The sequence below is a fragment of the Vibrio sp. AH4 genome, assembly GCF_030710545.1.
Lineage (GTDB): Bacteria > Pseudomonadota > Gammaproteobacteria > Enterobacterales > Vibrionaceae > Vibrio > Vibrio metoecus.
The window spans coordinates 563159-582038 of the sequence record NZ_JALAIV010000003.1; the positions used below are offsets into that span (position 1 = coordinate 563159).

Annotated in this window: 16 protein-coding genes; 6 read left to right on the forward strand and 10 right to left on the reverse strand. The window is 47.2% G+C overall.

Going from position 1 to position 18880, the window contains the following annotated elements; genetic code table 11:
• Positions 1-7: 7 nt before the first annotated feature.
• The 5 genes from MKA69_RS15570 to napF form a co-directional block, all read right to left on the reverse strand.
• Positions 8-583: a NapC/NirT family cytochrome c gene (locus tag MKA69_RS15570; RefSeq protein WP_000670282.1), complete on the reverse strand. Its 576-nt coding sequence runs from the start codon at positions 581-583 to the stop codon at positions 8-10.
• A 17-nt stretch (positions 584-600) separates the two neighbouring features.
• Positions 601-1056: a nitrate reductase cytochrome c-type subunit gene (locus MKA69_RS15575; RefSeq protein WP_002045214.1), complete on the reverse strand. Its 456-nt coding sequence runs from the start codon at positions 1054-1056 to the stop codon at positions 601-603.
• Between the two features lie 67 nt (positions 1057-1123).
• Positions 1124-3613: a periplasmic nitrate reductase subunit alpha gene (gene napA / locus MKA69_RS15580; protein WP_000784563.1), complete on the reverse strand. Its 2490-nt coding sequence runs from the start codon at positions 3611-3613 to the stop codon at positions 1124-1126.
• Positions 3610-3930, reverse strand: coding sequence for a chaperone NapD (locus MKA69_RS15585; protein ID WP_000019208.1), 321 nt, complete (start codon positions 3928-3930; stop codon positions 3610-3612). The genes napA and MKA69_RS15585 overlap by 4 nt, the downstream gene beginning before the upstream one ends.
• Before the next feature lie 38 nt (positions 3931-3968).
• Positions 3969-4451, reverse strand: a complete 483-nt coding sequence (gene napF, locus MKA69_RS15590) for a ferredoxin-type protein NapF (protein ID WP_055029509.1) — start codon at positions 4449-4451, stop codon at positions 3969-3971.
• A 233-nt stretch (positions 4452-4684) separates the two neighbouring features.
• Here napF and narQ point away from each other — a divergent pair, with 233 nt between their 5' ends.
• From narQ to MKA69_RS15605, 3 genes are all read left to right on the forward strand, one after another.
• Positions 4685-6373: a nitrate/nitrite two-component system sensor histidine kinase NarQ gene (narQ, locus tag MKA69_RS15595; protein ID WP_055031949.1), complete on the forward strand. Its 1689-nt coding sequence runs from the start codon at positions 4685-4687 to the stop codon at positions 6371-6373.
• A complete protein-coding gene (locus tag MKA69_RS15600) occupies positions 6363-6986 on the forward strand; it encodes a response regulator (protein WP_055029510.1) in 624 nt (207 codons plus the stop codon). The genes narQ and MKA69_RS15600 overlap by 11 nt, the downstream gene beginning before the upstream one ends.
• Positions 6987-7061: 75 nt before the next feature.
• Positions 7062-8432, forward strand: a complete 1371-nt coding sequence (locus MKA69_RS15605) for an L-serine ammonia-lyase (protein WP_305848440.1) — start codon at positions 7062-7064, stop codon at positions 8430-8432.
• Positions 8433-8543: 111 nt separating this feature from the next.
• On the opposite strand, the gene dcuC is transcribed toward MKA69_RS15605, so the two are convergent.
• Positions 8544-9911, reverse strand: a complete 1368-nt coding sequence (gene dcuC, locus MKA69_RS15610; protein ID WP_000891419.1) for an anaerobic C4-dicarboxylate transporter DcuC — start codon at positions 9909-9911, stop codon at positions 8544-8546.
• 338 nt (positions 9912-10249) lie between these two features.
• Positions 10250-12016 carry a methyl-accepting chemotaxis protein gene (locus tag MKA69_RS15615; RefSeq protein ID WP_095468944.1) on the reverse strand — a complete coding sequence of 589 codons (1767 nt, stop codon included), beginning with the start codon at positions 12014-12016 and terminating at the stop codon, positions 10250-10252.
• Positions 12017-12163: 147 nt separating this feature from the next.
• On the opposite strand from MKA69_RS15615, the gene MKA69_RS15620 reads away from it, so the two are divergent.
• Positions 12164-12802 (forward strand): beta-phosphoglucomutase family hydrolase, encoded by a 639-nt coding sequence (locus MKA69_RS15620; protein ID WP_305848441.1) that lies wholly within the window; start codon positions 12164-12166, stop codon positions 12800-12802.
• A 55-nt stretch (positions 12803-12857) separates the two neighbouring features.
• On the opposite strand, the gene MKA69_RS15625 is transcribed toward MKA69_RS15620, so the two are convergent.
• Positions 12858-13331 carry an FKBP-type peptidyl-prolyl cis-trans isomerase gene (locus MKA69_RS15625; RefSeq protein ID WP_305848442.1) on the reverse strand — a complete coding sequence of 158 codons (474 nt, stop codon included), beginning with the start codon at positions 13329-13331 and terminating at the stop codon, positions 12858-12860.
• Between the two features lie 218 nt (positions 13332-13549).
• Here MKA69_RS15625 and MKA69_RS15630 point away from each other — a divergent pair, with 218 nt between their 5' ends.
• Positions 13550-14164 (forward strand): OmpA family protein, encoded by a 615-nt coding sequence (locus MKA69_RS15630; protein WP_305848443.1) that lies wholly within the window; start codon positions 13550-13552, stop codon positions 14162-14164.
• An 80-nt stretch (positions 14165-14244) separates the two neighbouring features.
• Here MKA69_RS15630 and glpD read toward each other — a convergent pair whose 3' ends face one another.
• Positions 14245-15783 (reverse strand): glycerol-3-phosphate dehydrogenase, encoded by a 1539-nt coding sequence (glpD, locus tag MKA69_RS15635; RefSeq protein WP_305848444.1) that lies wholly within the window; start codon positions 15781-15783, stop codon positions 14245-14247.
• Positions 15784-16181: 398 nt separating this feature from the next.
• Here glpD and MKA69_RS15640 point away from each other — a divergent pair, with 398 nt between their 5' ends.
• Positions 16182-17102: an aminoimidazole riboside kinase gene (locus MKA69_RS15640; RefSeq protein ID WP_305848445.1), complete on the forward strand. Its 921-nt coding sequence runs from the start codon at positions 16182-16184 to the stop codon at positions 17100-17102.
• A 121-nt stretch (positions 17103-17223) separates the two neighbouring features.
• Here MKA69_RS15640 and MKA69_RS15645 read toward each other — a convergent pair whose 3' ends face one another.
• Positions 17224-18870 carry a glycoside hydrolase family 32 protein gene (locus tag MKA69_RS15645; protein WP_305848446.1) on the reverse strand — a complete coding sequence of 549 codons (1647 nt, stop codon included), beginning with the start codon at positions 18868-18870 and terminating at the stop codon, positions 17224-17226.
• Positions 18871-18880 lie beyond the last annotated feature (10 nt).

Consider the following 18880-nt stretch of genomic DNA (forward strand, 5'->3'; position numbering starts at 1 on the left):
GCTCTCCTTATTGCCAGCCTTCAACACCGTGCATGTCGGGTAGGTTATGTGCGATACCTTTATGGCAGTCAACACAGGTTTTTTCACCAGAGGCCAAGGCCGTAGAGTGCTGTTGCACCGCGCGGCTACTTTGCTCTGAAAAATCCATGTAGTTGAACTGGTGACAGTTTCGACATTCCAATGAATCGTTCTTTTTCAACCGAGCCCATTCACGTTCCGCCAAATGTGCGCGGCGGGCTTGGAACTTCTCTTGAGTATCGATAGTGCCGATAAAGTGCGCGACCAGTTCTTTCGATGCTTGGACTTTACGTACAATTTTATCTGTCCATTCGTGGGGTACATGGCAGTCAGAACAAATTGCGCGAACGCCAGAACGGTTCGAATAGTGAATCGTTTCTTGGATTTCTGCGACGATCGGTGCGTGACAACCTGAACAGAATTCTTCGCTGTTGGTTGCTTCCATCCCCGTGTTGAACGCGCCCCAAAACAGCAAGCCGCCCACGAAGCCCATCAGTAAAACCACACCCACGGCGGCTTTACTTGGACGGGACAAACGAAGCCAAAACGCTTTTAAAAATTTCATAAATGGCCTCTTTACGCTTAACGCAGTGAATCAACGCGTTCGAAATCGTTCTCAACCAACGGTTTTGCATCCGCTTGAGGAACATGGCACTGCAAACAGAAATAACGGCGTGGAGAAACATCCGACAGTACCGCATCTTCACGGTTCACAAAGTGAGTCACGCTGATTTTGGTTGCGCCCATCTCTTTGGCATTTTTCCAACTGTGACAAGAAAGGCACTTGTTCGCGTTCAGTGATACTTCATAGTTGCGAATGTTGTGTGGGATCAGTGGTGGCTGATAGACAAAGTCACTGTCCAACGCTTGCTCACGTGGGTATTTCTTCATTGGGTCTGCAGCGCGAGTTGCTTCAATTTCACTCGCCCCACGCAGTGATTCTAAACCACCGATACCGCCTGGATTGTTCAGCTCAGCATGAGCGATACCTGCCAGCACAGTAAACACTGAAAGAAAGGCAATGAGTTGTTTTTTCATCGTAAATTCTCCGCCTTGCGGCTTAATACTTAGTCTGGGCTGGCTGACCAGCCCAGTGCAATCAGGGTTACGCGACTTTAGTGATCTTCACTGGACACTTCTTGAAGTCAGTTTGCTTCGAGAGTGGGTCAGTCGCATCCAAGATCAACTTGTTGATCAGAATGCGTGCATCAAAGAAAGGCACGAACACCAAGCCTTTAGGCGGCTTGTTACGGCCACGGGTTTCAACGCGTACGCGAACTTCACCACGAGCATTCGAAATCAGCACTTCATCGCCGCGGCGTAAACCGCGTGCTTGTGCATCTTCATGGTGCATAAAGCACAGCGCATCTGGTACCGCTTTGTAAAGCTCAGGTACACGACGCGTCATGGTGCCGGTATGCCAGTGCTCAAGAACACGACCAGTACAGAGCCACAGATCGTACTCTTCATTCGGTACTTCTGGTGGTGCTTCGTAAGGAGAAGAGATGATCCACGCTTTACCATCTGGTTTACCGTAGAAATCCCAGCCTGAACCTGCTTTCGCATAAGGGTCAGAGCCTTCTTTAAAGCGCCATTTGGTCTCTTTACCATCAACCACAGGCCAACGCAGGCCACGCACTTGGTGGTAAACATCATAAGGTGCTAAATCGTGACCATGGCCGCGACCGAACTCGGCATACTCTTCAAACAGACCTTTTTGAATGTAGAAACCAAAGTGGTGGGCATCATCGTTCAGCTCACGCGCTTCGCTCACTGGGTACTTGTCAACTTGACCGTTTTTGAACAGCACGTCATACAGGGTTTTGCCACGGTATTGCGGAGCTTTTGCCAATAGTTCCTCTGGCCACACTTCTTCAACTTTGAAGCGTTTTGAGAATTCAATGACTTGCCATGAGTCGGAGTGAGATTCACCGACAGTTTCTACTTGTTGGTACCACACTTGGGTACGGCGTTCGGCGTTACCGTAAGCGCCTTCTTTTTCTACCCACATTGCCGTTGGCAGAATCAGATCCGCGGCTTGTGCAGTAACGGTTGGGTAAGCGTCAGACACCACGATAAAGTTTTCAGGGTTACGGTAGCCCGGTAAACGTTCAGTATTGATGTTTGGACCCGCTTGCATGTTGTTATTACATTGCACCCAGTAACAGTTCAGTACACCATCTTTCAGCATGCGGTCTTGTTGTACCGCGTGGAAGCCCGGTTTCGGTGGGATAGTGCCTTCAGGCAGTTTCCACACTTTTTCTGTAATCGCACGGTGTTTTGGATCGGTAACCACCATGTCGGCAGGCAAACGGTGAGCAAAGGTACCCACTTCACGCGCCGTACCACACGCCGAAGGTTGACCGGTCAGTGAGAATGGGCTGTTACCAGGGGTTGCGATTTTGCCAGTCAGCAGGTGCAGGTTGTACACCAAGCTTTGCATCCATACACCACGTGTATGTTGGTTCATACCCATAGTCCAAAGTGACATCACTTTGGTGTTAGGATCTGCATATTGTTTCGCGAGCGTGATCAGTTTATCCGGTGCCACACCTGAAATTTCAGAGGCTTTTTCAACCGTGTAAGGTGCAACCGATTTTTTGTACTCTTCAAACGAGATATTGCTGACATCACCTGAGTTGGCATTCTTCGCTTGTTTTTGCAAAGGATGATCATCACGCAGGCCGTAACCGATATCCGTAGCCGCTTGTTTGAAGTGGGTGTGCTTGTTCACAAAATCCCAGTTTACTGCATCGTTTTCAATGATGTAGTTGGCGATGAAGTTGGCGATCGCTAAGTCAGACTGTGGTTCGAAAATGTAACCGTGATCGGCCAATTCAAAGGAACGATGGTAGTACGTCGAAAGCACATTCACTTTAACGTGAGGATGGCTTAGGCGACGATCAGTAATGCGTGTCCAGAGCACTGGGTGCATTTCTGCCATGTTTGAACCCCAAAGCACGAAAGCATCGGCGTGTTCAAAATCGTCATAACAGCCCATCGGTTCATCAATACCAAAGGTACGCATGAAGCCGACCACCGCTGAAGCCATACAGTGGCGAGCGTTCGGGTCAATGTTGTTAGAACGGAAGCCAGCCTTCATCAGTTTTACTGCGGCGTAACCTTCCATTACCGTCCACTGACCAGAACCGAACATACCTACGCTGGTTGGGCCTTTGGCTTTTAATGACGCTTTCCATTTTTCTGCCATCACATCAAAAGCGGTATCCCAAGAGACAGGCATGAAATCGCCGTCTTTGTGGTACTGGCCATCTTTCATGCGCAGTAGCGGTGTTTTTAGACGATCTTGGCCGTACATGATTTTTGAAAGGAAGTAGCCCTTAATACAGTTAAGGCCTTTGTTCACTGGTGCTTCAGGGTCACCTTGTGTCGCCACAACGCGACCGTCTTGGGTTCCGACCAGTACAGAGCAACCTGTACCACAAAAACGACAAGGCGCTTTGTCCCAGTGAATGGCGGTTTGATCGGAGCTAGCGATCAAATTGGTGGCAGAAGCGGGGAGGGTGATCCCTGCAACCGCCGCAGCGGAGGCGGCTGCGTTTGCTTTCACAAACGCGCGTCTGGTCATTTTCATACATTACCCTCGATTTGAGAAAAGGCATTTCCAGTGTGTAATTGTTCGTCTTCCGTTGCGGTCTCTACCTGATGAAATACCAGAAAAGCGTTGAGCACTTGGGGAAGATTATTTATATATTCAATGGTTTCGGTGATGAATCCTTGTCGATCGGTTTCGATCACCACGACGAGTTTTCCTTGCGGATCTTCGCCGTAAATTTCTACGTCACGCAGTTCGCTCACTTGTTTTTTTACTGCGAGTAAATGCTCCGGTAAGGTGTGAATCACCAAACTTGAGATATGTACTTCGTGTAGTGAGTCTGCAGGGTGTGACATATTGCTCTCCAAATCATCTTGCCGTTTCAGCAATGTTATTAATTATAGTGAACCGTCATGGCATCGCTCGGACAAACCGAAACACAAGCACCACAACCTGAGCAGTTTTGGGCATTCACCTGCGGGCTCGCAGTACGACCAATTTGCAGCGCAAAATGAATCGCATCTTCAGGGCAGGCATCTTGGCAAGAACGACACTCAACTTGGTTATTCGCTAAACATTGGCTGGAGATGTCAACCGCGGCTTTCCAAGGGGTTTGGTCTTGTGGTAGGAAAATCGGTTCAGGGCAGCTTTGAGCACATTGATAACAAAATGTGCACTCATCCACGGCAAAATTCACCCGTGGAAAACCGCCATCGCCTTTTTCAATAATGTGGGTTTCACAAGCATCTACGCACTTACCACAACGGGTACATTCATCGATAAAAGTTTGTGGGCGTGCTAGCCAAGGTAGCCGGACTTGGCTTTGGTCTAACTGACGAGCGGGGGCAAACCAGCGTCGTTTACTTAAATCGACCATCTCATCTCTCCAAAACCGTTCACAACTTGCCACATTTCGATACACAAATTGTAGTTTTTGACATATTAGTATAAATACCTCTTAGGAGGTAAATAGGGTGGTGGATTGTTTTGGATCAATAAATTAACCTGCGCGTTTCGGATAGTGTGTAGCCCTAAAGAGGTGGAGCCTTGCTCATTAATGAAAGAGAAACCGCGTTGTCGAGTCCAGTTCGTAAATCATTAACTCGTACCATGGCGAAAGCCATGCTGTTGATTCTGTTTTTGTCAGCGTTGACAACGGGGGTGGCGATCGTCACTTTGGCGTCCTCTCTCAATGATGCGGAAGCGGTGAATGTGTCTGGTTCGATGCGGATGCAAAGCTACCGTTTAGCTTATGACATCCAAACCCAATCGCCGGATTATCCTGCCCATATCTTTTTATTTGAAAACTCGCTCTATTCGCCTTCCATGCTTGCCCTGCTGAATTGGACAGTGCCAGATGATATTCAACGGGATTATTACCAATTAATAGAACGCTGGCATCAGCTAAAAAAAGTGCTCAACAGTGAGCATAAAGCAGAATATCTACACCATGTCGCGCCTTTTGTGAGTTTAGTCGATAACTTTGTTCTTAAGCTGCAGCGTTTTTCTGAGCGTAAGTTGATTGCTTTAGCGGCGGTCGGCAGTTTTGGCTTAGGGGGTATTTTTGCGGTTTCCCTGTTCGTGGTTTACTACATCCGCGAAGAGGTTGTTCGCCCGCTCAATGCGATGGTAGGAGCCAGTGAAAAAATCAAAAATCGGGTGTTTGAAGTGACGCTGGATGAAACCAGCAGTACAGAGATGGGCATCCTGACGCGCACCTTTAACAGTATGGCGGGGGATCTCGGTAAGCTGTACCGCGGGTTAGAGCATGCAGTCAACGAAAAAACGCACAAACTACAAATGGCGAATCAGTCGTTGCAGGTGTTGTATCACTCTTCACAAGAGTTGACGGCATCACGCATCACCGCGAGCAATTTTCAAACCATTCTTCGCCATTGGATCCGAGTCGATGGCATTAACGCACTACGCTTAGAAATTGAAGAAGAAGCGGGTAAATCATTAATTTTGCAAGAAGGTGAACCAAGCGGAGCGGTGATGTTTCACACCCCACTGACGTTGGATGGACGCCATCTTGGTTTTTTATATTGGGATGCAGGATCGCCAGAGCCTGATCGCGCTTTAATTGATAACTTTGCTCTGATTTTATCGCGAGCCATTTATTACAATCAGGCACAGCGCCAAGCTGAGCAGCTGCTTTTGATGGAAGAGCGAGCCACGATTGCGCGAGAACTGCATGATTCTCTGGCGCAATCCCTTTCCTACTTAAAGATTCAACTAACCTTATTGAAACGCTCAGTGGTTACATCAAATCCGCATGGGGAAATGAATAACATTGAAGCGATCATTGGCGAGATTGATCAAGGCTTATCGGACGCTTATACCCAACTGCGTGAGCTGCTGACCACTTTCCGCCTCACTTTAACGGAGGGCAGTTTTGGTCAGTCTCTACAAGGTATGTTGAGCCAGCTTTCGGGGCAAACGGAAGCCAAAATTGAACTGAACAATGCACTTTCCTCGATAGCGCTAGATGCTCATCAGCAAGTGCATCTCGTGCAGTTGATCCGAGAAGCGACCATCAATGCCATCAAGCATGCTCAAGCCAATCGAATTGTGGTTAATTGCCAAGAAGTCGGTGACACAGTTCAAGTCACTATTGAAGATGATGGAGTGGGGTTTGACCCACAAGATCACAAGCTCAACCACTATGGTATGAGCATTATGCAAGAACGTACCGCTCGCTTACGCGGCGAATTAAAAGTGGAATCCGCTCCGGGTAAGGGGTGCAAAATTGTACTGACTTACCAGCAGGGCGAGGAGAAAAATAAAAATGAGTTGTAGAGTTTTATTGGTGGATGATCACCCGCTGATGCGCCGTGGTATCAATCAATTACTAAGTTTTGAAGCGGAATTTGAGGTAGTTGCCGAAGCAAGTAACGGTGCAGAAGCTATCGCTTTGGCGCATGACTTACAGCCTGATTTGATCCTGCTCGACCTGAATATGAAAGGCATGTCGGGTTTGGACACTCTCACGGCACTGCGTACCGATGAATGCGACGCCTTAGTGGTGATCCTCACCGTCTCCGATAGTGCAGCAGATATTGAAGCACTGGTCAAAGCTGGTGCTGATGGCTATTTACTGAAAGATACCGAGCCAGATCAACTGGTGACATTACTCAAACAAGCGATGCAAGGTGAAAAAGCCTTTAGTGAATCGGTGGAGCGCTACCTTTTAAATCGCGATGAAGCGAGTAACCCTTTTGAAGCGTTGACGGAACGTGAAATGCAAATTATGTCGGAAGTCGCGAAAGGTTATCGCAACCGCCAAATCGCCGATCGCCTGTTTATTTCAGAGTCGACGGTGAAAGTGCATATGAAAAGTTTATTGAAAAAATTGAATGTGCCTTCGCGTACTGCCGCGACGATTCTTTATCTAGAACGGTACGGAAGCTAAACAGCCGCATTTAGGCGAGAAGGTATATACTGGTTGATAAGATAGCTTGAACTCTTACGCATTAAGGGGAAAGTGATGCTCTCAATCTTTGATATCTACAAAATTGGGGTTGGCCCTTCCAGCTCGCATACCAATGGGCCGATGATTGCAGGTTACCGCTTTGTGCAGCAGTTATTGCCACAACTCAATCAGGTTGCTCGCATACAGGTCGATCTGTATGGCTCGTTATCACTCACTGGCAAAGGCCATCATACTGATCGTGCTACCTTGCTTGGCTTAATGGGTAATCAACCAGCCACCATCAAGATTAGTGAAGCCAACCAGACTCTGCGTGAAGCGTTGCAAACGGGTAATCTGCGTCTCAATGGTCAACATGAGATTCTTTTTGATTACCATCAAAACCTCCTCTTTCATCAAGATAATCTGCCGCTGCATGAAAATGGTATGACGCTGAGTGCATTTGATGCACAAGGACAGCAGATTGATTTTGAAACCTATTACTCTGTTGGTGGCGGGTTTGTTGCCACCGAGGAACAACTGAAAAATGGCACCGCCAGTGCCGATGTTTCCGTCACTTACCCTTTCCGAAGCGCAGATGAAATGCTGCACCAAGCTGAAAAACATGGTTTGAGTTTAGGCGGAATGATTCTGCGTAATGAGTTGGCATTTCAAGACATGGCGGTGATTGATGCCAAAGCCGATCAAATATGGCAAGTGATGAGCCAATGTATGGAACGTGGTTTTGCCACCGAAGGTATTTTAGAGGGCGGGTTGAATGTGACTCGCCGTGCACCGAGTTTGCTCAAAAAGCTGGAAGCGAATGCGGCGATTGAAAATGATCCGATGGAAGTGATGGACTGGATTAACCTCTTTGCTTTTGCAGTCAGTGAAGAAAATGCCGCTGGTGGACAAGTGGTGACGTCACCCACCAATGGGGCCGCGGGCGTGATCCCTGCGGTTTTGATGTATTACCACCGTTTTATCAAGGCGCTCGATACCAAACAGCTTAAGGATTTTATCGCGGTTTCAGGTGCGATAGGCATTTTATACAAAACCAATGCCTCCATTTCCGGTGCTGAGGTGGGGTGTCAGGGCGAGGTTGGTGTCTCGTCCTCGATGGCCGCCGCAGGCTTAACGGCTTTGCGTGGTGGTAGTAATGAGCAAATCTGCATGGCGGCAGAAATTGCAATGGAACACTCACTGGGTATGACCTGCGACCCCATCGGGGGATTGGTACAAGTTCCCTGTATTGAACGTAACGCGATGGGGGCGATGAAAGCCATTAACGCTTCACGTATGGCACTCAAACGTACTAGTAAGTGTTTGATTTCACTCGATAAGGTCATCGAGACTATGTATCAAACCGGAAAAGATATGAATAAAAAATACCGCGAAACTTCGTTAGGAGGTTTGGCGCTGATCCATCTTGCGCCGCCTTGTGAGTGATCGAACAGAGGCCATAAGAAAAGCCGAGTATCTCATACTCAAGTCGTTTAGACTGAAAAAGAAAGGGCGTGAAATTCACGCCCTTTTGAGTTTTGCTCATTACACACACAATTAAGCGTGCATAGGTACCAGTACCATGGTGCCGATGATGACCGTGATAAGACCCAGAAGAACTGGCACCGAAGTGCGTTTTACCACTTCAAATGGGCTGATTTTACCCATACCAGCCGTTGCAACGACCACACCTGAAACCGGAGAAATGGTGCGACCAAGGTTTGAGGCTTGCAGCATTGGGATAATCAAGAACGCCGGACTTAATCCCATTTTGGCTGCCAATGATGGCGCGAGTTCCACAAACGCATAGAAAGGTGCGTTACCAGAGCCAGTCGCAATTGCTGCGGCTACCGTTAAGCCCGTTAGGATTAACATCAGGGCAATACCGCCTGCACCGGCAACTTCCGCTAAATGCAGTAGGTTATCGATCGCGCCGATCGACATCAAACCTTGTGCAAAAACACCGGCGGCAACTAACAGCATGACCACGCCTTTGAACGCATCCGCCATACCTTCGTAGCAGGCTTCAAGATCTTCCAAGGTTTTCTTACCGTTAAAGCGCTTGGTGATGTAATCCACCACCACACCAATAAAGATCGAAAGAACCACGATAGTGTAGATGTCTAGCGTAATGCCAGGTAGTGTTTCACCGTTGAAAACAAACACGCCAATGATAGGCAGGAAAGGCAGAATGGCGTAATACGCTGGGGCTTTCACTTCCATTTCAGAAAGGTCCACTTTCTCCATCGGTGTATTGTCTTTTTTGTCGAGATATTTGTTCCAGAAGTAGGCGGCGGCGGCCATTACAAGGATCGCGCAAATAGAAACAGGCAATACAGTTTCAACCGCAAATACGTGCAGTGGTAGACCTGATTTTTCAGCCGCGATGACGACGTCACCTGAGGTGGGTGACAAAATAATAGCAGCTGGTGAAGCACACACCGCCACGGCGGCAGGGCGAGAAATGCCCATCGCGGTCATCATTGGGAACAAGGTTGCCATTAGCAAAACACCGAGACCCGTTGCAGAGCTCACGGCCAATGACATTAAGCACGCCACAATGTACGCCGCCACGAGTAAAACGTATGGCGATTTAATAAAAGAAAGTGGTTTAGAAAACTGTTTAACCACCACATTGTTGGCACCGATGTGGGTCATGTAAGAGGCGAAACCACACAGCAACATGATCTGCATACCTAAGCCACCACCACGGTTTTGCAGCATGAATTTCACATACTCCATTGAGTCAGTGAGTAGGTTACCGGTGGTGTCCATTTTTCCGGGGAGTACCTTGTGACCCAAAATACCCGTTAAAATCAGTAGCAAAATCCCTGCGGTGAGTAGGATACCCGCAGGCTTATAGCCCTTAACGATGAAATAGCCAACCGCAAAGGTTACGACTAAGCCAATCAGAAGCTCAAGCATAGCAATCTCCAAAAATGTCCGTTTATGTCAAACTGTAAAATGTATGTCAGGAATTTACTGAAAATTAATTTGTAGCACGAGTTCAACTTGCACTTTGCATGATCTAAAGCAATAAATATATCAATTATTATTGGTGATTAATTCTTGATAATCGCTTGTTTTTTATTGGTTAATAATGTGTTGCTGTATATTTTTAGTTATTTGTGTTGTGAATAAGTGGTTTTGTGGCGATGTGCTAGATGTGGTGAGTGAATCTTAATCATCTATTAGTTGAGTGTTTCAAAAAGAGTAAAGGCTCCGTGAGGAGCCTTTACTTATGGGCCGTTAACCCGTGTTGGTTAGTGACGGCGGTTGGTGCGAAATTCCGCGACCGCTTCATCCATAGCATGAGCTTGGCGAGATACCGTATCGACTTCAGTTAGGCATTGTTGTGCTGAACGCATGTTGTTATCGGAAATAGTATTGAGTTCCGTAATGGATTCACTGACATGATTCATTACGCTGCCTTGCTCTTCAATGGCGGCGGCAATGCGCTGGGAATTGTCTTGAATGGTGTTCATATCTCGCAGGATCTGCTGCAAGCTCTCGTCAAGTTGAGTGGATGCGGTGAGAGTGGCTTGTCCTTGGTTGTTGCACAGGTCAATATCATCCACCACTTGGCTCATTTGTGACTGAATGTTTGAAACAACACGGGTAATTTCTTCTGTCGATTGGTGCGTACGAGTGGCTAATGAACGGACTTCATCGGCAACCACTGCAAATCCACGTCCTTGCTCTCCTGCGCGAGCCGCTTCGATGGCGGCGTTGAGTGCCAAAAGGTTCGTTTGCTCAGCAATGCCTTGAATGATGCTGACTGCGCCGCCAATTTTTTCAACAAATGCGTTAAGTGAACCAATGGAGTGTTGGCTTTTTTGCAAGGTTGAAGAAAGGAGGTCGATATTTTTCACGGTGCTAACCACCACACTACGACCATGTTCTGCGTTACGCGCGGCTTGGTTTACGCCCTCTACCGCTACGTTAGTACTTTCTGAAATTTCGCTGATTGTGGAAACCATTTGTTGCACTGAAGTGGCCATTAATGCCATGTGTTCAGACTGCACATTGAATTGTTCGATCACGCCTTCCAACTCGTTATGCATGCTGGAGGTGCTGGTATACAGTTGGTGGGATTTGCTTTGTGATCCGCTGATCAATTCTTCGAATTTATCCAGTAAGCCGTTGAAGTAACGAGCGACAGAGGTGATCTCATCTTGCCCTTTAATCTCGGCCCGCAATGAGATGTCATTCGATTGTGCAATACGCTGGATCACCAACAATAATTGGCTGACGCGTAAGTTGATGGAGCGGCTGATCTGGAAAATCACCAATAAAATCACCAATACAACGGCAATGGTGATCGCTAGCTTAATGTTATTCATGCTTTGCTGCTTTTCAGCGACTGCTTTGGTGATCGTTTCTGAAAAGGTTTTAAACATCTCTTCTACATCATGAGATTGGGCTCGAGTACTACCGAGTAAGCCTTCGTTATATTTCAAACCGATCACTTTCTCTTGAGCCACTACCGCCTGCGCTGCGGTAATCAGTTGCGTATATTGACCCAGCGCTGTCGAATTTACGGAACCCGCCAACGTTTGCTGATGAAAATCAGTAAGGGCTAATAACTCTTCGGCAGTCGCTTGTTGTTTGGCTTGATTAAGCGCTTGATAGTAATTTTTCAGCAAACCGCTTTCTTGATCTAAACCGAGAGTTTGGTAAGCCTTAACCAATTGTTCAAAACCTTGTTTATATTGCAGCAAGTCAGTGCGCAGCGCATTGGAATCACCGAGTTTGTATTTGAGCATGATCGCATCAAGTTCAGCTTGTAAGCTAAGGAAGAGATCGCTATTTTTTTGGAAGGTATCCAGATATTTAGCATCGCTACGTAGCAGAAAGTCTTTTTCGTTGCGTCTTAAATTGAGAAGTCTTACTTCCAGTTTATCAACTTGGTTGATGGCTCGATTGAGTTCATCGTTGGTGCGGGCAAATTGTGAGGTAGTAAAGAAAATTGCGATGGATCCTAAAATGGCTATGATGCCCAAAGTGTAAAGCTTATTTCTAATATTCATGGTGTTACCTACTTATTATTCTTGCTCAATAGACAACCAATAAGCGTTGATAGGTGTCTTGGTGCAAACCGTTCAGCAGTGTACTGAGAATAATGAAACTATCAATACTAGTGTCGTTCATGGCTTTCGGCTTTATATTAAATATTAATGACAAATTTATTACAAAAAACGGGTGATGATGTGTTCGAAATCGACTTTGATTGTTATGACGGATTTATTTTTGACATGGATGGAACGCTGCTCGATACCATGCCCGCTCATTTAGCGGCTTGGAAAGAAGCCGCAGAGCATTTTGGTTTTCCATTTGATGAACAATGGCTACACGGCTTAGGTGGCATGCCGAGCACCAAAATTACGATGCATATCAACAAAAAATTAGGATTAACCCTCAATCCGGAGCTCGTGGCGGGTTACAAGATGGATCGGTTTGCGAGTATTGGGATGCAAGCCGAGGTGATCCCCGCAACATATGCGCTGCTGTGCGAATGGCAGGGCAAAAAGAAAATGGCGATTGGAACGGGTAGCCAACGTGACAGTGCTTTACGTTTATTGGACACAGCACAAGTGCTGGATAAATTTGATGCGGTGGTGACGGCAAGCGATGTGACGGAACACAAACCACACCCAGAAACTTTTTTAATGGCGTGCGAGCAACTGGAGCTGCAACCCAAGCGATGTCTGGTTTTTGAGGATACTCAATTGGGGTTACAAGCCGCACACGCTGGAGGCATGGATTGTGTATTGGTGACGCAGCAGGGATTAGCCTTTTATCCTTGTGCGGCGTAAATAAAAAAGCTGCCGAGGCAGCTTTTTTATTGTCAGATCGAAACCCTGTTGTCACTTATTCGATAGCGAGTAGTTCGACTTCAAAGATCAGTACGGCAGAAGGTGGGATCGGGCCTGTACCACTTTTTCCATAGCCTAGGTTACTGGGAATATAGAAGCGTGTTTTTTCACCCACCACCATAAGTTGTACACCTTCTTGCCAGCCTTTGATGACTTGATTGAGACCGAAACTGATAGGTTCACCACGCTCGACCGAACTATCGAACAAGGTCCCATCCAGTAATTCACCATGATAATGTACTTTCACTCGGCTTTTCGGGCCTGGGTGTTCAGTGCCAGTGCCTGCTTGCAACACCTCATATTGCAAACCGCTATCGGTCGTAATCACATTTTCACGTTGACCATTTTCAGCGAGAAACTGTTGGCCAGCAGAAAAGTTGGCATCGGCGGCTTTATGGTTAGTCCAAGTACGATAAATCATAAAGCCAGCGAGTAAAGCAACCACTAAGGGAATAATAATTTTAGACATAAAGCGTGTAGTGTCCTTTAACAAATGTCTTTCCCATCAACGCTATTTGAGAATGAAAGCGCCTGACCACAAGGCCATCAGGGAGTAATGAATGGCTGACATTCTAACGAGGGATTGTGTGATGGCAAGCAAGCCATTTGTAAATTGTTGTTGATGAGCGATAAAGTTTTTCAAAAAATGCCGATAACTGAATAGAGTTCAATGGCTGAGTGTTGAAAATGAAAGTCTGGTTTTTGTGCATTGCATTTGTTCTAACCGGGTGTGGTTCGTTGGCGACGGATCGCATGTTTAACGACAGTATGCTCGATGTCGCCCCGAAAGGAGACTTCGATGTACGTTATCCAGAATGGGGCAATGCGCCACAACAGAGTGTGAGTGTTGCTCAAACGCCAAAAATGCAGGCGAGATCTTCAAGTTACGAACAGTTACGCCAATATCTCGTAAGTAACGGTATTGAGCATGAAGTCATGCCTGGTGATTACCCGATGATCAAACTCAAAAACACCATTAAATTTGAGACTGGTTCAGCCAAAGTCAGTGCCTCTTCAAAGCAATGGCTCGATAAAATGGCGCAATTTTTAGCCGGAGAGTCGGGTGTCGATATTGTGTTAGAAGGGCATACCGACAACACCGGGACCCAGAAATTTAATGATAAATTATCGGAAAAACGTGCCACTTCAGTGAAGTCTGCTCTGGTGCAACGGCAAGTTGCGCAGAATGCTATTTATACTCGCGGTTACGGTGAACATGTACCTGCGTGTACCAACAACACCAAAAAGGGGCGTGCTTGTAATCGCCGAGTAGAAGTTCGATTTATCCTTTCTTCTAATTAAAGTGATTTGTCATCGAAGATGAGATAAACCTCAACACAAACAGAAGCACTAAATGGCCACATTATGTGGCCATTTCTATTTTAGGCTGTCGCTTTTGAAGAGTGAGTTGCGTGTATCTTTTGTTGTAAATAGGCTTCAACTTCTGCCACTACGCTTGTATCGTGATTTAAACCAAGTTTAGTCCTGCGCCAGAAAATATCTTGCGCATGGCGGGCAAACTCGTTATCCCAAAGATAATCCACTTCTCTTTGATAAAGTTCACCACTGAAGGCTATGCCTAAATCCTCAATACCCGTCACTCCAGCCAGTAATTGTGAGGTACGGTTGCCATAGCTGCGTAACCAACGATCAAGTAACGATTCGGCAATAAAAGGAAAAGCGACAACCAGTTGTTTTTTTAGGCTGGTGTAATCGAAGTTCTCCCCCCCTGGTAGTGGTGCTGTTGCCGTCCAAGGTGCTTTCATGTTCGGGAAGAAAGGGGCGAGGTGTTTCATCGCCGCTTCCCCCAGTTTGCGATAGGTTGTCAGTTTACCGCCGAAAATGGACAGCAGCGGCGCTTCATCAGCTTGTTGATCCAGAGACAGTGTATAGTCACGAGTAATGGCCTGTGGCGAGTTCGATTCGTCATCACACAGTGGGCGTACACCACTGAATTCAGCAATGATGTCTGAGCGGGTGATTTCGCGCATGAAATGCTTGTTCACAATCGAAATCAAATAGTCACGTTCAGCATCCGTGATTGCCACTTTTCTTGGGTCGCCTTTGTATTCGACATCGGTTGTACCAATCATCGAATAGCGATCGAGATAAGGAATGACAAACACAATGCGCTTATCTTCATTTTGCAGAATATACGCCTGCGGCTCATCGTGAATACGCGGCACGATAATGTGTGAGCCTTGGATTAAACGAATGCCGTAAGGGGAGCTGACGTGAGCATTCTCGTTTAAAAACTGCTTTACCCAAGGGCCAGCAGCATTCACAAGTGCATGACTACGGCGTTCAAAGCGTTGTTGAGTTTGTCCATCAAGCAAAGTGACATGCCATAAATCGCCGATACGCTCAGCTTTTTCGACGGTGCAGTAGTTCAACACTTCTGCACCTTGTTCTTGAGCTTGCATGGCGTTGAGGATCACTAAACGAGCATCATCAACCCAGCAATCGGAATACTCAAAACCGATTTGCATTTCAGGTTTAGTCACGGAGCCAGCTTTTAATGTGACTTTGTGGCTTGCGGGTAGGGATGTGCGTTTGCCCAAATTGTCATAAAGAAACAGACCGGCGCGGATCATCCATGCTGGGCGTAAGAAAGGACGATGTGGCAAACGAAAACGCATCGGCGTTACGATGTGCGGTGCTTTTTTCAAAAGCACTTCGCGTTCCGCCAGTGCTTCACTGACTAAGCGAAATTCATAATGTTCTAAATAGCGCAAACCACCGTGCACCAGCTTTGAGCTGGCAGAAGAGGTTGCGCTGGCAAAATCTTTGGCATCGTATAAGCCAACTTTTAATCCTCGCCCTGTTGCATCTGCGGCAATGCCAGCGCCATTAATGCCACCGCCAACAATAATCAAATCGAGCACTTCATCTTGGGTAAAACGTGTTGAGCGAGCGTTCATTTTCTATCTCCGCGCTTAATTGTTTTCGTTTTTGTTCTTTAATGTTCGTATGAAAGCATTAAAACATAGGAATGCGCAATATTTCTACTATGAATTTTGATCTTGATCATAAATGAACGAGGAAAATGGGTGTAATGAGCGCTCGAATATTCCATTTTTACTGGAGGCCCATGTGTGTGGCTGCTGCACCAATCCGTTTGAGTATGAGATGAGACGTGATGACTTTTCTAATAGGTAACGTTCCCGAAAAAAGTAAAGAGAAACTTACTATAGAGATCACAATATCTATTTAAGCTCACAGAAATGAGCAATTCCTGACCTGAACTCGAATGTGGCAGTTTTCCCTCTTGAAGGCTTTGGTTAGACTCAGCTCAAACCACATTTTGAGGAGTGATTCTATGTCAAGAGTATGGCTGACAGGCGATGCGGTGGTCGATCTGATCCCAGATGGGCCGCAGCATTATTTAAAGTGTCCGGGTGGCGCACCCGCTAATGTTGCCGTCGCGATCGCCCGTTTATCCGGTCGCAGTGCTTTTTTTGGTCGAGTCGGGAACGATCCCTTTGGCCGATTTATGCAACAGACACTCACTGCCGAGCAAGTGGATTGCCAGCTCTTGTATTTCGACCCCGTACATCGCACTTCCACTGTGGTTGTTGACCTTGATGAGCATGGAGAGCGCAGTTTTACCTTTATGGTGAAACCGAGCGCGGATCAATTCCTGCAACTCAGTGATATTCCCTCTTTTCAAAAAGGGGAGTGGCTGCATGTCTGTTCGATTGCTTTGGCCAATGAACCGAGCCGCAGCTCGACCTTTGCCGCAATTGCGCAAATGAAAGAGGTGGGGGGATATGTCAGCTTTGATCCTAATCTGCGTGAAGAAGTATGGTCAGAGCCGCAAGAATTACAGGCCACTGTCATGCGTGCCGTCGGTTTGGCGGATGTGGTGAAGTTTTCGGAGGAGGAATTACAGTTTCTAACCGGGACTCAGTCGATTGAAGAAGGATTACAGGCGATAGCTGATTTCCAGATCCCTCTTGTTGTCGTGACATTAGGCGCGAAAGGGGCGCTGGTGGTCACGCCAAACTCGCAGCAAATTGTGTCGGGCAAGGCAGTCAAACCGATTGATACAACGGGTGCGGGAGATGCGTTTGTTGGCGGCTTGCTCTATCGATTATCCGTGGCGCAAGATTGGCATAACCAAGCCACGATTTTAGATGCCGTCAAATGGGCTAATGGCTGCGGCGCTTTAGCGACCACACAGAAAGGAGCCATGACCGCACTTCCGAATCAAGCGGCGCTGTATGCCTTTTTAGAATGAAATATGGCCAGAGTGAAGATTGACTCTGGCCATATTTACTCTGGGGATAGTGGCTTATATCTCTATGAGATATACCCCCTTGCAACTTGAAGCGGCATATCTGCCACGCCAAGTTGTTTATTCAAGGCTGCACATTCACTTCTCGGTTAAATGGCGCAGATGCGGGAGCCATGTAGTACAGCTTTGCGTCTACGCTCGCGCCATGCAATGAAATACCGCTAGCATCCTGTGGGGTAAAGATGCGGCTGGTCATCACATGTTCGCCTTGATTGATGAAAATCTCTAATGAAGATTGATCAGCCAAAATGCGCAGCTCAACCGTTGGGCTATCGAGCTTCAGCTCCCGAATGGTGTCCCCTTGGTGAATTTGAGTCGCAAAGCGATCGAGGCGTAATAGTTGATTTTCTGCATCTAACGTTAGCGTGACGCGATACTGCGCATTTTGCATCAAGCGTAACTCACATCCCCAAGGCAGAGTCACTTGCAGATCAAAGCTCTTAGTCCTTAACTCAGTGACGTTGTCACCCAAAAGCAAGGTGTGCGGTTCACTTCGCAGTGTGTCGAGTTCACGCAATGGGCGCTGATAAATCTTACCTTCACGCCACTCTAGTTCACGGAGTGCGGTCAGTTGATGAATCCAGCCTTGGTCGCAGCTTGGGTGCTGCGTTTCATCGGGTAGTCCCATCCAGCCACACAATACTCGTCGTCCATCGGCGGTTTGCGCAGTTTGCGGGGCATAAAAATCAAAGCCTTCATCCAGTGGCCAACCCTGCAGTAACGCAATTTCGCCTTGTGCATTCTGGGTCGCTCGAAAGATCCGATTTTGATGTTCAATGGTGTGATGAGGATTCGCCGATGCGATACCTTGTGGCCCGAACACAAAAAACGCTTCACCTTGCAGTTCAAACCAGTCAGGACACTCCCACATATACCCGTAATCGCCAAGTTCATCGCCATAGAGCTTATCGAAATGCCAATGGAGTAAGTCATCTGAGTGGTAGACCGCCAGCCGCCCTTGATGAGCGAGCGTTTGCGCGCCAAGTAACATGTGCCACTTTCCTTGGGTGTAAATCACTTTAGGATCGCGGATATGTTCGGTCACGCCTTCAGGCAAACACCGAATCACAGGCCCTAATTTTTCAAACTCACCATTGGCGTTCATGCGCGCGGCGCACTGCATGGTTTGGCGTTGGCGTTCTGCACCTAAGCGCGTGTTGCCGGTATAGAAAAGCCATAAATCTTGTTGATGGCTGACCGCATGACCTGAGAATACCCCGTGGCTATCAAACCAATCCGAAGGTGTCAGGGCGACCGACTGCCACTGCCAATGGACTAAATCGAGGCTCTTGAGATGCACCCAATATTTATCTTTGTGTTCGCAAGCGAAAGGATGCCATTGATAAAAGAGGTGGTATTCCCCTTGATGATAAATAAAGCCGTTGGGGTCGTTGAGTAAGCCCTGTGGTGGTGAGATATGCCACAGTGGCCGATAAGGGCAGTCTAAGGCTGTTTGATAAGGGAGAGTTTCAAGCTTTTGGCGCTCGGCAATCGCTTTACCTATCGCGGCGAGTTGCTGATCGGACACTTCAGCTGTGCGTTGGACAGAGAGTTGCCACTCTCCGAGTACCGATTGCAAACTCACATCATCAGGAAGGTGAGGAGTATGCGGGGGATGTTTCAGTGCCAAAACCACTTGCCCCTGTGGAGCTAAAATGCGTGTGACATTGTTTATTCCACCCGCGAGTTCGAGCAGCGTATCTAATAACATGGACTTACCT

Coding starts and splice junctions, on each gene's coding strand:
- napF (WP_055029509.1), bottom strand. CDS start 4,451: ATGGTCGATTTAAGTAAACGACGCTGGTTTGCCCCCGCTCGTCAGTTA.
- glpD (WP_305848444.1), bottom strand. CDS start 15,783: ATGAACGCTCGCTCAACACGTTTTACCCAAGATGAAGTGCTCGATTTG.
- MKA69_RS15585 (WP_000019208.1), bottom strand. CDS start 3,930: ATGTCACACCCTGCAGACTCACTACACGAAGTACATATCTCAAGTTTG.
- MKA69_RS15630 (WP_305848443.1), top strand. CDS start 13,550: ATGAAAGTCTGGTTTTTGTGCATTGCATTTGTTCTAACCGGGTGTGGT.
- MKA69_RS15645 (WP_305848446.1), bottom strand. CDS start 18,870: ATGTTATTAGATACGCTGCTCGAACTCGCGGGTGGAATAAACAATGTC.
- MKA69_RS15605 (WP_305848440.1), top strand. CDS start 7,062: ATGCTCTCAATCTTTGATATCTACAAAATTGGGGTTGGCCCTTCCAGC.
- MKA69_RS15620 (WP_305848441.1), top strand. CDS start 12,164: ATGACAAATTTATTACAAAAAACGGGTGATGATGTGTTCGAAATCGAC.
- napA (WP_000784563.1), bottom strand. CDS start 3,613: ATGAAAATGACCAGACGCGCGTTTGTGAAAGCAAACGCAGCCGCCTCC.
- narQ (WP_055031949.1), top strand. CDS start 4,685: ATGGCGAAAGCCATGCTGTTGATTCTGTTTTTGTCAGCGTTGACAACG.
- dcuC (WP_000891419.1), bottom strand. CDS start 9,911: ATGCTTGAGCTTCTGATTGGCTTAGTCGTAACCTTTGCGGTTGGCTAT.
- MKA69_RS15600 (WP_055029510.1), top strand. CDS start 6,363: ATGAGTTGTAGAGTTTTATTGGTGGATGATCACCCGCTGATGCGCCGT.
- MKA69_RS15640 (WP_305848445.1), top strand. CDS start 16,182: ATGTCAAGAGTATGGCTGACAGGCGATGCGGTGGTCGATCTGATCCCA.
- MKA69_RS15615 (WP_095468944.1), bottom strand. CDS start 12,016: ATGAATATTAGAAATAAGCTTTACACTTTGGGCATCATAGCCATTTTA.
- MKA69_RS15625 (WP_305848442.1), bottom strand. CDS start 13,331: ATGTCTAAAATTATTATTCCCTTAGTGGTTGCTTTACTCGCTGGCTTT.
- MKA69_RS15575 (WP_002045214.1), bottom strand. CDS start 1,056: ATGAAAAAACAACTCATTGCCTTTCTTTCAGTGTTTACTGTGCTGGCA.
- MKA69_RS15570 (WP_000670282.1), bottom strand. CDS start 583: ATGAAATTTTTAAAAGCGTTTTGGCTTCGTTTGTCCCGTCCAAGTAAA.